Origin of the sequence: Actinomyces sp. HMSC065F11 (assembly GCF_001813085.1) — a bacterium.
In the GTDB taxonomy this organism is placed as follows: Bacteria; Actinomycetota; Actinomycetes; order Actinomycetales; family Actinomycetaceae; genus Gleimia; species Gleimia europaea.
In genome coordinates this window covers 84,040-98,498 of sequence record NZ_KV811465.1, presented here as the reverse complement: position 1 = coordinate 98,498, position 14,459 = coordinate 84,040, and the positions used below count along the sequence as shown (strand labels likewise).

At 56.4% G+C, this 14,459-nt stretch carries 11 protein-coding genes; 9 read left to right on the top strand and 2 right to left on the bottom strand.

Going from position 1 to position 14,459, the window contains the following annotated elements:
- The first annotated feature begins 2 nt into the window (after window positions 1-2).
- The 5 genes from yajC to HMPREF2891_RS01345 all read left to right on the top strand — a co-directional run bounded on the left by yajC (window position 3) and on the right by HMPREF2891_RS01345 (window position 6,515).
- Window positions 3-452, top strand: coding sequence for a preprotein translocase subunit YajC (gene yajC, locus HMPREF2891_RS01365; protein ID WP_070620143.1), 450 nt, complete (start codon window positions 3-5; stop codon window positions 450-452).
- 39 nt (window positions 453-491) lie between these two features.
- Window positions 492-2,414: a protein translocase subunit SecD gene (gene secD, locus HMPREF2891_RS01360; RefSeq protein WP_070663652.1), complete on the top strand. Its 1,923-nt coding sequence runs from the start codon at window positions 492-494 to the stop codon at window positions 2,412-2,414.
- A gap of 2 nt (window positions 2,415-2,416) precedes the next feature.
- On the top strand, window positions 2,417-3,514 hold the full coding sequence (secF, locus tag HMPREF2891_RS01355) for a protein translocase subunit SecF (protein WP_070663650.1): 1,098 nt from the start codon (window positions 2,417-2,419) through the stop codon (window positions 3,512-3,514).
- A 5-nt stretch (window positions 3,515-3,519) separates the two neighbouring features.
- Window positions 3,520-4,062 (top strand): adenine phosphoribosyltransferase, encoded by a 543-nt coding sequence (locus tag HMPREF2891_RS01350; RefSeq protein ID WP_070663648.1) that lies wholly within the window; start codon window positions 3,520-3,522, stop codon window positions 4,060-4,062.
- 98 nt (window positions 4,063-4,160) lie between these two features.
- Entirely contained in the window at window positions 4,161-6,515 is a 2,355-nt protein-coding gene (locus HMPREF2891_RS01345) for a RelA/SpoT family protein (RefSeq protein ID WP_070663646.1), read from the top strand.
- 71 nt (window positions 6,516-6,586) lie between these two features.
- On the opposite strand, the gene HMPREF2891_RS01340 is transcribed toward HMPREF2891_RS01345, so the two are convergent.
- Entirely contained in the window at window positions 6,587-7,927 is a 1,341-nt protein-coding gene (locus HMPREF2891_RS01340; protein ID WP_070663644.1) for a DUF349 domain-containing protein, read from the bottom strand.
- Between the two features lie 184 nt (window positions 7,928-8,111).
- On the opposite strand from HMPREF2891_RS01340, the gene HMPREF2891_RS01335 reads away from it, so the two are divergent.
- The 4 genes from HMPREF2891_RS01335 to HMPREF2891_RS01320 are packed head-to-tail and all read left to right on the top strand — an operon-like array spanning window position 8,112 to window position 13,485.
- A complete protein-coding gene (locus HMPREF2891_RS01335) occupies window positions 8,112-8,825 on the top strand; it encodes an MBL fold metallo-hydrolase (protein WP_070663641.1) in 714 nt (237 codons plus the stop codon).
- A gap of 27 nt (window positions 8,826-8,852) precedes the next feature.
- Window positions 8,853-10,193 (top strand): histidine--tRNA ligase, encoded by a 1,341-nt coding sequence (gene hisS / locus HMPREF2891_RS01330; protein WP_070663639.1) that lies wholly within the window; start codon window positions 8,853-8,855, stop codon window positions 10,191-10,193.
- 3 nt (window positions 10,194-10,196) lie between these two features.
- A complete protein-coding gene (locus tag HMPREF2891_RS01325; RefSeq protein WP_070663637.1) occupies window positions 10,197-11,903 on the top strand; it encodes a GTPase domain-containing protein in 1,707 nt (568 codons plus the stop codon).
- Window positions 11,890-13,485 carry a GTPase family protein gene (locus tag HMPREF2891_RS01320; RefSeq protein WP_070663635.1) on the top strand — a complete coding sequence of 532 codons (1,596 nt, stop codon included), beginning with the start codon at window positions 11,890-11,892 and terminating at the stop codon, window positions 13,483-13,485. The genes HMPREF2891_RS01325 and HMPREF2891_RS01320 overlap by 14 nt, the downstream gene beginning before the upstream one ends.
- A 56-nt stretch (window positions 13,486-13,541) precedes the next feature.
- Here the strand turns inward: HMPREF2891_RS01320 and HMPREF2891_RS01315 are convergent, their stop codons facing one another.
- The gene (locus HMPREF2891_RS01315) at window positions 13,542-14,417 is read right to left on the bottom strand and encodes a DNA adenine methylase (RefSeq protein WP_083311182.1); all 876 of its coding nucleotides are present in this window, start codon (window positions 14,415-14,417) and stop codon (window positions 13,542-13,544) included.
- Window positions 14,418-14,459: the final 42 nt, after the last annotated feature.

Sequence of the window (14,459 nt, the reverse complement as noted above, 5' to 3'; positions counted from 1 at the left end):
TCATGATCATCCTTCTCATCATGCTCGCTGTGTTGATGTTTATGTCTTCGCGTGGAAGAAAGAAGCAGCAGGAGCAGCTCGAGAAGATGCACGACGAGATTGGCATTGGCTCTTGGGTCCGTACCGCTTCTGGGTATTACGGCATCGTGTCGGATATTGATGGTGACGTTTACATTCTGCAGTCGCCGAGCGGTGACGAAACATATTGGGATCGCCGCGCTATCGCGATGGCAGCTGAGCCTCCGTTTGAGTCCACTCTTGCGGGTGATGACGAGAACGTAGACGAGGTGGGCGAGATCACCGCACAGCCCGAAGAAGAGGCCGCTGTGGAACCTGTGCAAGAGGATTTGCCAGAAGCGCCGGTGCAGGATACGGACGGCGGCGAAGAGGACGCCGAGGACATTTGGGATGACTCCTTCACTAAGTCGGATAAGCCTCGCGAAGAGAACTAGGTGCCAGTTTTAGGCGCAAGAAAATAACAAGGAACCAAAGTGGCTAAGAAAGCGAGTAGACCCGGGCGTAAGTTGATGAGCCTTGGGATCCTCATAATAATTGCATTAATAACGCTCGGAATTGGGTCTGCACGCGGTAGTGCGAGCATGGTGCCCGGCCTTGCACTCGATTTGCAAGGTGGTACGCAGCTGATCTTGACGCCTACTCCGCAAGAGGGCGAGGACATTAAGGATGTCACCGTCGCTCAGGAGGACCTGGATCAGGCTATCGAGATCATCCGCAAACGTATTGACGCATCCGGCGTTGCTGAGGCTGAGATCACGAGCCAGGCGGGGCGCAACATTGTTGTGGCGCTGCCCGGTGAGCCTAGCGAGGAAACTTTGAACCTCGTGCGCTCGTCTGCAGTTATGAGGTTCCGTCCGGTCCTTGCTGCGGGTGATCCCGCGGTTGTTGACCCGGAGAAATACAAGAACGCTCAATCGGGGGAAGGCACGGATCAGAACGTGACTGACCCCAGCGCGCAGCCCTCAGAAACTGAGCCCGCAGAAGAACAGGCCGAGCCTACGGCTGCTGAGGGACCGGATTTGTCGCAGCTGACACCGGAAGAGCTTGCTAATACCCTCGCGGATACGAACAAGGACGGCGAGATTTCCGATAAGCCGGTGGCTGAGCCGAAGGATAATTCGGATCCGAACTGGGTTACCGAGCAGGTTCTGCATACTTTCTTTACCACGGACTGTAAGGCGCCCGAACAGCGCGCGAAGGGATCGGTTGACGATCCGGCGCAACCACTGGTTGCCTGCGATGTTGAGGGAAACGAGAAGTACATTCTCGGCCCGGTTGATCTTGAAGGTATTCACCTAACTTCTGCAACGGCGGGCATGAACCGAAATGAGCAGGGCCAATCCACAGGTAAGTGGATTGTTTCGCTTCAGTTCGACAAGGAAGGTACTGACATCTTCGCGGATGTCTCCAAGCGTCTGGTAGATCTACAATCGGTTGATCCCACGCGTAACCGCTTCGCAGTGGTGTTGGACGGCAACGTGATTTCCGCTCCGCGCATGAACAGCGTTATTCCGAACGGTTCGGCGCTTATCGAAGGTAACTTCACCGCAGATTCGGCCCGCGCTTTGGCTAATCAGCTCCAGTTCGGTTCGCTCCCGCTTAACTTCACGGTTGAGTCCGAGCAACGCATCTCCGCAACGCTTGGCGCGGATCACCTGCGCACTGGCCTCTTAACCGGCATTATCGGCCTCGTGCTCGTGTTGCTGTACCTGATTTGGCAGTACCGCGGCTTGTCGATACTTGCAGGTGGCTCGCTCATTGCAGCGGGTGTGATCGTCTATACGCTCATTACGCTCCTTTCATGGTTGATGGGATACAGACTTTCCCTGGCTGGCGTGGCCGGTCTGATCGTGTCGGTTGGTATTACCGCAGACTCGTTCATCGTCTACTTTGAACGTATTCGTGATGAGGTGCGGAGCGGACGCCCGTTGGTTTCGGCTGTGAGCGAAGGCTGGGATCGTGCAAAGCGTACGATTATCGTCTCTGACTTTGTGAACCTCCTGGCTGCTGCAGTCCTATACTTCTTGGCAGTTGGCGGCGTGCAGGGCTTTGCGTTCACGCTGGGCCTAACCACCCTCGTCGACCTTGCAATCATCCTGTGGTTCACCCACCCGCTTATGGAACTCCTCGTTCGCACCGAGTTCTTTGGCGGTGGTCACAAGCTCTCCGGTCTTGATCCAGAGCATCTGGGCGCTAAATCTGCTGCGATTTACGCAGGCCGAGGTCGCTTCCGTGAGCCGAAGCGAAATGAGAAGCACGCAAAGACCGCGGACCAGCCGGGACGTAAGTCGATTGCCCAGCAGCGTCGTGAGGCTGAAGAATCGGCAAAGATGGAAGCCGAGGCGGCAGTGGTTGACACCGCCGAGGATGCCTCCACGAAAGAGGAGGGGAAGTAACAATGAGTATGGCTTCATGGGGCAATGCCCTATATGCGGGAGAGAAGTCCTACCCGTTCATTAAGAACCGTAAGGTTTGGTTCGCCACGGGCGCAGTGGTGATCTTGATATCGATCCTTTTGATCACGGTTCGCGGGCTCAACCCGTCAATCGAGTTCCGCGGCGGATCTCAGTTTGCTCTCGTGCACGTACAAACCACCGAGCAGCAGCTCGCGTACGACGTGATGAAGGCCAACGGTGTAGGCGAGGGTGTTAAAGTCTCCCAGCTTGGCACCGACGGCCTGCGCGTGCAAAGCCAGGACATCAGTGCGGACAAGACCGCTACTGTTCGAGCAGCCTTGGCGCAGGCTTACGGCATTTCTGAAAGTGACGTTGATGCAACCAACATCGGTCCATCTTGGGGCGCGGATGTAACCAAGAAGGCATTGCAGTCGCTCGTGATCTTCCTGGTTCTGGTGGGCGCCATGATGGCGTTCTACTTCCGTTCTTGGACGATGTCGCTGTCCGCTTTGTGGGCGCTACTTCATGACGTTTTCCTAACGGTTGGCTTCTTCAGCCTGATCCAGGTGGAAGTATCACCGGCTACGGTAATTGGATTCCTCACGATTCTCGCTTACTCCCTGTACGACACCGTGGTTGTGTTTGACCGCGTGCGTGAACTCACCCGCAACGTTACAAAGCAAACCCGCTACACGTTTGGTGAGCTCGTCAACCTGGCGGTTAACCAAACGCTCGTGCGTTCTATTAACACGTCTATCATCGCGCTCCTGCCCGTTGGGTCCATTCTGTTCCTCGGATCCTTCCTGCTTGGTGCGGGCACACTGACTGATATTTCGCTCGCCCTGTTTGTAGGCATGACGGTTGGTACTTTCAGCTCCGTGTTCATCGCGCCGGCCGTACTGGTAATGCTTGAGGGCAAGCGTGAACGCATCGGTGGCCACACCAAGAGCGTCCTAGAGGCGCGCGGGGATAAGCTAGTGAAGGTCGGCGCCGCCCCATCAGATAATGACTCGACGTTTGAGACCGTACATACGTCGAACCTCAAGCCCGGTCATCATCTGGGCCAGGCCGCACAGCCAAAGCGTAAGAAGAGGAAGTAAGGGCAATGAGTAAAGATCTACTGCGTAGTCGGATTGAACCGCTTATCAAAGACAATCTGCGGGAGATTCCTGACTTCCCGGATCCGGGTGTTCTCTTCCGCGACATTACGCCGCTGCTCGCTAATGGTGAGGCCTTCAAGGCCCTTATTGATGCGCTTGCAGGCCACTACCGCGGCCGCGTGGATGCGATCGCTGGATTGGAATCGCGAGGTTTCATCCTGGCTGCTCCGCTTGCCACCGCTCTTGGCGTGGGCATGATTACGGTGCGCAAGGCAGGGAAACTTCCCGGTCCTGTGATTGGCGTAAACTACACCCTCGAGTATGGCGAGGCTCGTATGGAGCTCCGCCCTGATTCCGTTAAGGAGGGCAGTCGCGTTCTCATCATTGATGACGTGCTCGCAACTGGCGGAACCTCCGCTGCAGCAGTTGAACTGATCAAGCAATGCGGGGCCGAGGTCGTTGAGGTGAACGTTCTACTGGAGCTTTCAGAGCTTGGAGGGCGCGCTAAGCTCGAGGGAATTCCCGTTGAAGCTGGAGTGATTTTCTAACTCTTCGCTAACACAAGCGAATACTGTATGCCCGTCCCGCATGGGACGGGCATACAGTAATTTCAAATATCATTTTGTGTTTGAGATAACATGAGGGAATGACGTCGAATACTGGTAACACAGACAGCGCTAATCCGGTAAGTGGTTCGCGCGTGCGCTCCAGCCTGCTGTGGTTCGGGTCGCGCAGACGCTCAACCGCACCCGAGATTGAGCCCCTTATCCGTGCTGTAAAGGCCTATCACCCGAAGGCTGAAACCGATGTCATTGAACGCGCATACGTAACGGCAAAGAAGTATCACGAAGGGCAGATGCGCAAGTCCGGCGAGCCGTATATTACGCACCCCGTCGCCGTTGCAACTATCCTCGCAGAGATCGGCATGACCCCTCCAACTCTCGTGGCTGCTTTGCTCCACGACACGGTTGAGGACACCGAGTATACACTCGAACAGCTCAGCGCTGATTTTGGTCAGGACATAGCACTCCTCGTTGATGGTGTGACAAAGCTAGACAAAGTGAAGTACGGGGCGGCGGCGCAGTCTGAGACGCTTCGCAAAATGATCGTGGCTATGTCTAAAGACATCCGTACGCTCTTGATTAAGCTGGGGGACCGCCTTCATAACGCCCGCACGTGGCAGTACGTGCCGCGTGAATCAGCGCAGAGGAAGGCGCGTGAGACGCTCGAGATTTACGCGCCGCTTGCGCACCGGCTGGGCATGAACACCATCAAGTGGGAACTTGAAGAGCTTTCCTTCAAAACGCTTTATCCGGAGATTTATCAAGAGATCGACCGGTTGGTCACCGAGCGTGCACCCGAGCGTGACAAATTCCTGCGTGAAGTGGTTTTAACTATCGAGGACGATCTTCGGGAGAACGGCGTGCGCGGCACGGTTTCGGGGCGGCCGAAGAACCACTATTCGATCTATCAAAAGATGATTGTGCGCGGTAAAGCGTTTGACGACATTTACGACCTCGTGGGCGTGCGAGTGCTCGTCGAGTCGGTGCGCGACTGTTACGCGGTTATCGGCGCAATTCACGCGCGCTGGCAGCCAATGCCAGGACGTTTCAAAGACTACATTGCAACGCCGAAGTTCAATCTGTATCAGTCTTTGCACACCACGGTGATGGGGCCGGGTGGGCGGCCAGTTGAGATCCAGGTGCGTACCTATGAGATGCATGATCGCGCCGAGTACGGTGTGGCTGCGCACTGGCGGTACAAGCAGGATCCTAACGCGTCGCAAACTTCGAACGCTGACTCGGACCGGATGAAGCCGGAAGAGCAGATGAACTGGTTGCGTGGTCTTATTCAAATGGAGCGGGAAACCGGTGATCCGGAAGAGTTCCTGGATTCATTGCGTTACGAAATCGCTGGCGACGAGGTGTACGTGTTCACCCCGAAGGGCGAGGTGCAGGTTCTACCAGCGGGCGCAACTCCCGTAGACTTCGCCTACGCTGTGCACACCGAGGTGGGACACACAACTGTAGGCGCACGCGTGAACGGCAAGCTTTCTAGCCTCGAATCGAAACTGGAGAGCGGCGATATCGTTGAGGTTTTCACTTCGAAGGCTCCGAACGCAGGCCCCAGCAGGGATTGGCTGAACTTCGTGGCGTCCTCGCGGGCGCGTTCAAAGATCAAAGCGTGGTTCTCCAAGGAGCGCAGAGAAGAGGCCATCGAGGCCGGCAAGGAAAAACTTGCCCGCACAATGCGCAAGCAACACCTGCCGCTACAACGCCTCATGAATCACGACACCATCGTGGGAATCGCTGCGTCCATGGGCTACCCCGACATCGGTTCGCTCTATGCGGCGATTGGGGAGGGCGGTATCTCCGCCCAGAGCGTGATGCAAAAGATCATGCAATCCCTCGGTGGGGATTTCGGAACCGAAGAAACTCTCTCCGAGGGAGTCACGCCGGGCGCTCATCAAAACAGATGGGACCCCACCACAGCCGGCTCGGACGTCCTCGTTGAAGGCATGGGCGGCGGTGACGTGTGGGTCAAGATCGCGAAGTGTTGCACACCGGTGCCAGGCGACCCGATCATCGGGTTCATTACCCGCGGGCAGGGGGTTTCTGTACACTCACCGGATTGTTCTAACGCCGTAGCGCTACAGCGCAACCATCCGGAGCGTTTCGTCAATGTCGAGTGGAGCACAAACGCATCCTCAAACTATCTGGTGAAGATTCAAATTAAGGCGCTGGATCGCGCTCGCCTGCTGGGGGATCTAACCCAGGTGCTCTCGGACTATCAGGTGAACATTCTCTCGGGCAATATGTCCACTTCGCCGGATCGAGTAGCGACAGTGCGGTTCACTGTTGAAATGGCTGAACCTTCGCACATTAACGCCACGTTGAACGGTTTGCGCCGCGTGGACGGAGTTTTTGAGGCTGCGCGCGTTCATGGCGGACACTCTACGAAGGCGAAGAACAAGAAGAAGCAGAAGCAACCCCGCCCATAGCCGGGTAGCGAGGTAGACATTAAAGGAGGGGAGAGCGGTTGCTCTCCCCTCCAAAAGTGTGGTTAGCCGGGCTAGTCCACAGAACCTTGGATCTGCTCTTGCCAAGCGCGCTTAGTTGCAAGCGCGTCTCTGATCGAAGCCGCCTTCTTCTCGTTGCCATCAGCTTCAGCCTTCGCGAGGTCACCCTCGAGTTCGGCAATCGAGTTAGCAAGCTGGCCGAGCATGCCTTCCGCGCGAGCCTTCGTTTCCGGATCGGTGCGGCGCCACTGCTCTTCCTCTGCGTCACGAACTGCCTTTTCAACGGCGCGCATGCGGTTTTCAACGCGGTTCATGTCCGCGCGCGGAACGTGACCGGCCTCCTCCCAACGATCCTGGATGCCGCGTAGCTTCTCGATAGTAGCTTCAAGATCTTCAACGGGAAGGAGCGCCTCAGCTTCTTCGAGGAGTGCTTCCTTTACCTTCAGGTTCTCACGGTAGGCCGAATCTACGGCCTCGGAGTTTGCGCGGCGGGCATCGAAGAATACCTGCTGTGCTTCGCGGAAACGCTTCCACAGTGCGTCATCTTCCTTGCGGGAGGCGCGACCGGCTTGCTTCCAACGATCCATCAAATCGCGGTAAGCCGCGGAAGTACGGCCCCATTCGGTGGAGTTCTGTAGCGCGGTGGCCTCCTCAATTAGGGCCTCCTTAACGCGCTTAACTTCGGCCTGACGCGCGTCCAGTGCCGAGAAGAACTGGCGGCGATGACGATCAAAACGCGTGCGGGCAGAAGAGAAGCGCTTCCATAGGGCGTCCTCATCTGCGCGGTCAAGGCGCGGTCCTTTACGCTGCAGAGCCTTCCACTCGTCCAAGAGATCGCGCAGACGCTGCCCGGAATTCTTCCACTGGGTGCGTTCGGGATCCTGTGCGGCAATAGACTCTGCCTCTACAACAACGGCCTCGCGATCGGTCAGCGCCTGGGCCTTAGCAGCAGCCCGCTCAGCTAGGGCTTCTTCCTTACGTTCCTTCGCAGCCTCGTGGAGTTTTGCAACGCGCTCACGCAATGCGTCCAGATTACCTACGGCAGCGGGTTCCTTGATTTCCTCGTCCAGTGACTTCAGTGTCTGCTCAATCTCCCTTGCCGCAAGGGTAGGAAGACGCATCTCGAATAGGTTTACCTTTGCTTCAAGGTCTTCAAATCGGCGGGTGTACAGAGCAAGGGGCTCGTCCGGAACACCATCGGGGTACGAACCAACTTGGCGTTCGCCTCCATTTTCCTTGACCCAGACGTTGCCTTCATCATCCACCCGGCCAAAAGCGGTGGGGTCTTCGCTTGAAGAAGCAGGCACAACCACCATGGGAACTTTGGTTTCTTCGGTTGTTGAAATCTCTGGATCGCCAGCCTTAGCGTTAATAGGTTCTTTTTGATCGCTCACGATATTCCTAACGAGGACGGGGTTGGCATTCGCCTGACCGTTCGACAATGTGCACAGCGGATGGTTCCGCAATGCTCATACTACGTCGATTTAGTGTCATTTCACACTTTTGCCCAACATTCATCTGCTTGGTGAGCCAAGGCAGTTGCGGTGAGCCTACGCGGTTTCCGCTAAAGTTAGAGCTATGAGGATTGAACGGATCGAATCTGTAGCTCTGGGGGAGAACTGCTACGTAGTGGTGCCAGATGAAGCCACTAACGCGCTAGTGGTGGATCCAGGAGTAGGAACAAGCGGACCCGTGAAAACATTTTTAGAAAGCGCAGGCTTATCTGCCGGTGCTGTTTTGCTAACGCACGGGCACTTCGACCACGTTTGGGAATGCGCGCAGTTTGACACCACCGTGTACGTGCCAGGCCCGGACATGTACCGAATGGAAGATCCGCTGTCACACTCGATTGGTTTTGGAAATTTCGGAACGTGGAACAAGCCCGCACACTTGCGGGAGGTTCCAAGCCAGGTGTTCCAGCCGATCGACGGCCTTAATATGCTGATGTTGCCCGCGCCCGGACACACGGAAGGCTCGGCCCTTTTCCTAATGGAGATTTCTGCCGGCGAGACCTTTGAGACCAATGCTGCTCTACCGTCTATCCGCACTGGGGTGGGGCCGTTGCAGATGTCGCAACCGGTTGCGTTTGTGGGCGACGTGATTTTCGCCGGATCGGTTGGACGTACCGACTTACCCGGCGGCGATGAGACACAAATGCGTCACTCGCTACGCACCCTGGCTAATGCTTTGGATCCGGATACGTGGATGCTTCCCGGCCACGGTCCCGCAACGAACTGGCGCAATGAACAGGCCACGAATCCTTACGTTAAACGAGCAAAAGAACTCGGCTAATAATCAGTTACTAATAGGAAGAAAATAATGCCAGCACGTACCTCACTGTCCGGTTTCCCCGAATGGCTTCCCGCGGAGCGGATTGTGGAACAGCACATCCTTGACCAATTGCGTGAGACGTTTGAACTCCACGGCTTTGCCTCCATTGAAACTCGCGCTGTCGAGACCTTGGATGACTTGCTTCGCAAGGGGGAAACCTCTAAGGAGGTCTACCTGCTAGAACGTTTGCAAGACAAGTTGCAAGAGCGTTCTGATTCCAAGAAAGACCGCACACTCGGCCTGCATTTCGACCTCACGGTGCCGTTTGCGCGTTACGTCCTGGACAATGCTGGTGAACTTCAGTTCCCATTCCGCCGCTACCAGATCCAGAAGGTGTGGCGCGGTGAACGCCCGCAAGATGGCCGTTTCCGCGAGTTCACACAGGCTGATATCGACATCGTGGGTAATGGCATGCTCGCGTTCCACCACGAGGTGGAGATTCCCCTGGTGATTTTAGAGGCGTTTTCTAAGCTCCCAATCCCTCCCGTAACTGTTTTGGTCAATAACCGTAAGATCGTGCAGGGGTTTTGCGAGGGAATCGGTGTTGAAAACGTGGAACAGGCGCTGCGTTCTATCGACAAGCTCGACAAGATAGGGCCTGAGGGAGTGCGCGCGGAGATGGAAGAGTTTGACTTCCAATCCGAGCAGATTGATCAGCTTTTGAAGCTTGCCCAAATCTCTGGCGATGATCAAAAGGTGCTGGATGAGGTGCGCGGGCTTGGCGTTTCCAATGAGATCCTGGATGAAGGTTTAGAGGAACTTGGTGCGCTGTTGGCCGCCGGAGAGAAGCGGGCGCCGCACCGTTTGCGCGCTGAGCTTAAGATCACGCGCGGCTTGGACTATTACACGGGCACGGTTTACGAAACCGAACTCGAGGGGCACAAGGATCTTGGTTCTATCTGCTCCGGTGGCCGCTACGATTCACTCGCATCGGATGGCAAGCGTTCCTATCCGGGCGTGGGCATCTCTATCGGTGTATCTCGCCTTGTTTCGCGTATCTTGGCCGAGGGGCTTGCAAGTGCCTCGCGCTCGGTTCCAACCGCTGTTTTCGTCGCCGTAATGAACGAAGAGTCGCGGGAGACGTCAGAAGATGTCGCTGCAGCGCTACGCGCACGCGGGATCGCAACTGAGGTTTCGCCGAACTCACAGAAGTTTGGAAAACAGATCCGTTACGCGGATAGGCGTGGCATTCCGTTCGTGTGGTTCATTGGCGAGGATGGTATGCACGAGGTAAAGGACATTCGCTCGGGCGAGCAGCAAAGTGCTGATCCGCAGACGTGGACGCCACCGGCTGAAGATTTGAAGCCCGCAGTCATACTGGGGGAGTAGCAGGTGGAAGAGTATGAATCTCTAAGCGCGCTTGAGGGTGTGCTTGCCGACGTTGCGCTACCGCTGGATCTACCCGAAGCAGCTAATGCGCGGGAAGTGGCGAAGCGGTCCGCGCGGCGCCTGGGGGATCATATCTTGCCGCGGTTGCAAAGCCTGGATGCGCCGTTGGTATGCGTGGTGGGCGGCTCCACGGGAGCGGGTAAATCAACGATCGTGAACTCGCTAGTGGGCCAGCACGTGTCTGCCTCGTCCGCTAAACGGCCAACTACCAGGAGCCCGCTTTTGCTTCATCGCGCAGAAGATGCGCGCTGGTTTGAAAATGAGAGGATACTTCCCACCCTGCCTCGTCGCCGGGTAGCTACGGATGCGCCGCCCTCTGCTCCGAGTGAGGACGTGGGGAATGAGCTGGAGCTTCGCGCAAATGAGCAGGTCCCAGGCGGCCTTGCAATCATTGATGCGCCCGACTTGGATTCGGTGGTTGCGGATAATCGGGCGCTTGCACGGCAGTTGCTGGACGCGGCTGACCTATGGGTTTTTGTGACTACAGCAGCCCGATATGCAGATGCGGTTCCATGGCGAATGCTCCAGGATGCGGCGGCGAGGAACATCGCGATAGCAGTGGTTTTGAATCGGGTGCCGCATGGAGCTGTGGAAGAGGTCCGCGCAGATCTTTCGAGCATGCTGGCACAGGCGGGGCTGGCAAGCGCACCCCTAATCGCGATCGAGGAATCTGCCCTCACAGATGGAATGATTTCGCAGGAGAATCTGCGTCCTCTATTGAACTGGTTGACCTCCCTAACCGATACGGCAGCAGCTCGCGCTGAAACCGCGAGGAGGACGCTGCGCGGATCTGTTGCAGAACTACTTGACGGCCTCTCACTGGTTGAATCGGCTTTGGTGGAGCAGGCGGTTGTGGAGACGGATGGTCTTGCCGTTCTCGATGCCCGAGTTGACGGTGCGGTGCGCAGGGTAGCTACCCAAACTGGAGATGGAACTCTGCTGCGGGGCGAGGTGCTCGCCAGGTGGCAAGAGGTGGTGGGAACTGCTGAGCTTTCGCGTCGAATCGATGAGGGCGTGTCTTGGTTGAAAGCCCGCGTAACTGGCTTTTTGACGGGTAAGCCCGTGAGCGCGCAGCCGGTTGAAGCTGCGCTCGGTGACGGATTGCGTGCGCTGCTGGCGGATGAGATTGCTCGTACTCACGACGAAGTTAGGCTAACTTGGGCGCAAAGCAGGGCGATGCGAGATGTTGAGGCCGAGGTAGAGCCGGTCCCTACCGTGCGTTTTGATGATATGGCCAAGGAATTGACCCGCGAGTGGCAGCGTAGTCTGTTGCAAATGGTGTCGGACCAGGCGGGATCTAAGAAGCTTTCGGCTAGGTTCCTGGCGATCGGCGTGAACGTCCTCGGTGTTGCACTGATGATCGTTATATTCGCTTCTACAGGTGGTTTGACGGGGGCTGAGGTTGGGGTTGCGGGAGCAACTTCGGTGGTGGCTCAGCGCCTGCTCGAATCTGTGTTTGGAGACCAGGCGGTCTCGTCGATGACGAAGCAGGCGCACAGTGATTTGCAGGAGCGCTTCCGCGCAGTGGTAAGTGAATCGCTTGCACCGTTTACGCGCAGCATGCCCAAGGTGTCGGACCCTGAAGAACTTAGTAGAGCTGTTCAGCGTGCACGGCAAACATGGGAGCGAGGCGACCATGCGAATCTTTAACCGAATTGATGACGCGCCGATTGACGCGCGCGTTCGCGACCTCGCCACGGTGCTGGAGCTACTCGGCGATGACCTGCCGGCCGACAAACGCGGCGAGTATACGCGGGTGGCTGATATTGCAGCGGATCGCCTTGCCCTCGATCCCGACATGACCGTGGTGGCACTGATCGGAGCTACGGGATCAGGTAAGTCAAGCCTGTTTAACGCACTACTTGAGGTGGATTTGGCACCCGTTGGTGTGCGCCGGCCGACCACGACTTCGATAATGGCTGCCAGCGCTCCGGGAACGCAGTCGAATGCGATTTTGGATTGGCTACAGATTAAGAATCGCGTGTACATTCCGGCGGGGCTTGGGCTATCTCGTGATGTAACGATTTTGGACATGCCGGACATTGACTCGGTGAACGCCCAGAATCGCGAGGGCGCCCAGCGTCTTGCGCAGCGAGCAGACATCCTGGTTTGGGTGGTCGATCCGCAAAAGTATGCTGATGATGTTTTGCACTCGCAGTTTATTAAGCCGTATGCGAAGCATTCGCGCGTCACCATCGTGGCGCTCACGCAGGTCGATCTGCTTTCGCCCGGTGACCAGATGGTGATTGTGGATGATTTGCGAGGTCTGCTTGCCGCTGACGGCCTGCAAAATGCTCGCATTGTGCCTACTTCTGCAAAGACGGGGGAGGGCATTGCCGAGCTGCGCATGCACATTAACGACACGGCGCAGGTGCAGCGCATTGAGTCGGCGCGGTTGAAGGCTGACGTGAGTGACGTGGCCAGTCGCATCCGCTCTGACTTGGAGCAGACGAGTAGCGTGCTTCCTGCTGTGAAGGAGCGCGATGTGGTTAGGGACCTAACCGAGGTTAGTGCTCGAGCCGCGGGAGCGCCGGAAGTTGCTGACGCGGTGCGCAGGGCCTACATCCATCGCGCGAAGAAGCATGTCGGTTGGCTTCCTACCCGCTACTGGCGTAACTTGCGACCCGATCCGCTGAAGCGCTGGCATTTAGGCGAAGGCAAGGGAGAGCTGCACTCTATGCAGGTAAGTGAGGTATCGAGCTCTTCGCTACAGGTGAGTTTGAGGTCTCTTACCGAACGCGTTGCGCAAGGCCGACCACGCGTGTGGGCTAACGACCTGCGGGAGGTTGCAAGTGAAGCTGGCAGTGGCATAAGCGATGACTTGAATGAGGCGGTGGCCAGTACAGACCTCGCTATTCGCGATGAGACATCGGGGTGGTGGCGTTTTTCGAATGCATTGCAGTGGGTCGGCTGGCTGGTTGCACTTATTGGAGCTTTATGGCTTGTAGCCGTATGGGCTTCGCGAGAGTTTCTGCTGATCAGTTGGGATCTTCCTCGTTTCCACGAGGTGCCCTATCCTACTTGGATGCTTCTGGGAGGCCTGGCCTGGACGCTACTGGTGGTTCTCATCTCGCACTTTGCAACGCGGATGATTGCAAGAAGACTTGGGGGTCGCGCTGCTCAGTCACTGCGAACCAGTATTGAGACAACGGTACGGGCAAAACTCTGGGCTCCGCTGCACGCCGAGGATCAGCGGCAACGCCAGATCGTGGATCTGCTCTCGCGCTTGTAGCACGGCCAGCTCGCATGAGTTGTCATAAAACGCCTGTGGTAAACACTAGGGCAGTACTATCTCGCGCAAACAACGAGAAATTCTCGCGCGGGCTTTGCCTCGAAGCCATTTTGCGTGCGCAAACGCCTACCTGCCGTGTACGTGACATCAAAATAGTGAAAACGCCAATTCGTTGACAAGATGTCTTCGAAAAAGTTGTCGTCATCCACGGTGCGGTTACTCATGGCTACCGCGCAGTTTTTGTCAGTAACGAGCATTTCCATCCACTCGCAAAGCTGCTTTTGGTGCTCGTCATCAAAATCTGTGCCGTAGGAAGTGAAACTTCCGCGATAGGGCGGATCGCAGTACACAAAGCTCCCGTCTGGAACCAGGACTTGCTTGTAGTCAGTGCTGTTAATCTCTGTGCGTTGCAAGGCAGATGCCCAAGCCAGTAGCAGGGGTTCTTGAAAGACCTGTTCTTTGGCCTTGTGGTTCAGCAAGCCCGCAGGGGTGGCAAAAAGGCCTCCACCCTCTTTATTCGTCTGCCAGATTCCATTGAATCCAGTGCGCATTAGAAAATAAAGCAGTGCAGAATCCTGGGTTTCCCAGTACTCGCGACGCTTTTCATAGTAGAAGGATTTGCGTCGTTCTTTGCCTTCAATCGCAAGGTATTCGTCTGTTAAGGCATCAACGGCTTCGATGAAGCAAGCCGCATCGGTTTTGAGTGCCCGGAGGATGCCTGCGAGTTCACTGTTGACATCGTTGATAATGAAATCAAGTTCGGGGCTTGTTTCAGCGTATTGGTTGTAAAGGTTGCAAAATACTGCGCCGCCTCCAAAAAATGGCTCTACGTAACTTCTGTATTGCGAGAGGCTTGGGAACTTATCCTCGTAGTGCTTGAGCAATCTGTTCTTGCCTCCGGCCCACATGTAAAACGGTTTTAACTGTCCCATGTAGCTAAATCTTCACTACCACCAAGGTTGTTCTCGTTGATT

Coding starts and splice junctions, on each gene's coding strand:
- HMPREF2891_RS01335 (WP_070663641.1), top strand. CDS start 8,112: ATGAGGATTGAACGGATCGAATCTGTAGCTCTGGGGGAGAACTGCTAC.
- hisS (WP_070663639.1), top strand. CDS start 8,853: ATGCCAGCACGTACCTCACTGTCCGGTTTCCCCGAATGGCTTCCCGCG.
- HMPREF2891_RS01350 (WP_070663648.1), top strand. CDS start 3,520: ATGAGTAAAGATCTACTGCGTAGTCGGATTGAACCGCTTATCAAAGAC.
- HMPREF2891_RS01345 (WP_070663646.1), top strand. CDS start 4,161: ATGACGTCGAATACTGGTAACACAGACAGCGCTAATCCGGTAAGTGGT.
- yajC (WP_070620143.1), top strand. CDS start 3: ATGATCATCCTTCTCATCATGCTCGCTGTGTTGATGTTTATGTCTTCG.
- HMPREF2891_RS01315 (WP_083311182.1), bottom strand. CDS start 14,417: ATGGGACAGTTAAAACCGTTTTACATGTGGGCCGGAGGCAAGAACAGA.
- secF (WP_070663650.1), top strand. CDS start 2,417: ATGAGTATGGCTTCATGGGGCAATGCCCTATATGCGGGAGAGAAGTCC.
- HMPREF2891_RS01320 (WP_070663635.1), top strand. CDS start 11,890: ATGCGAATCTTTAACCGAATTGATGACGCGCCGATTGACGCGCGCGTT.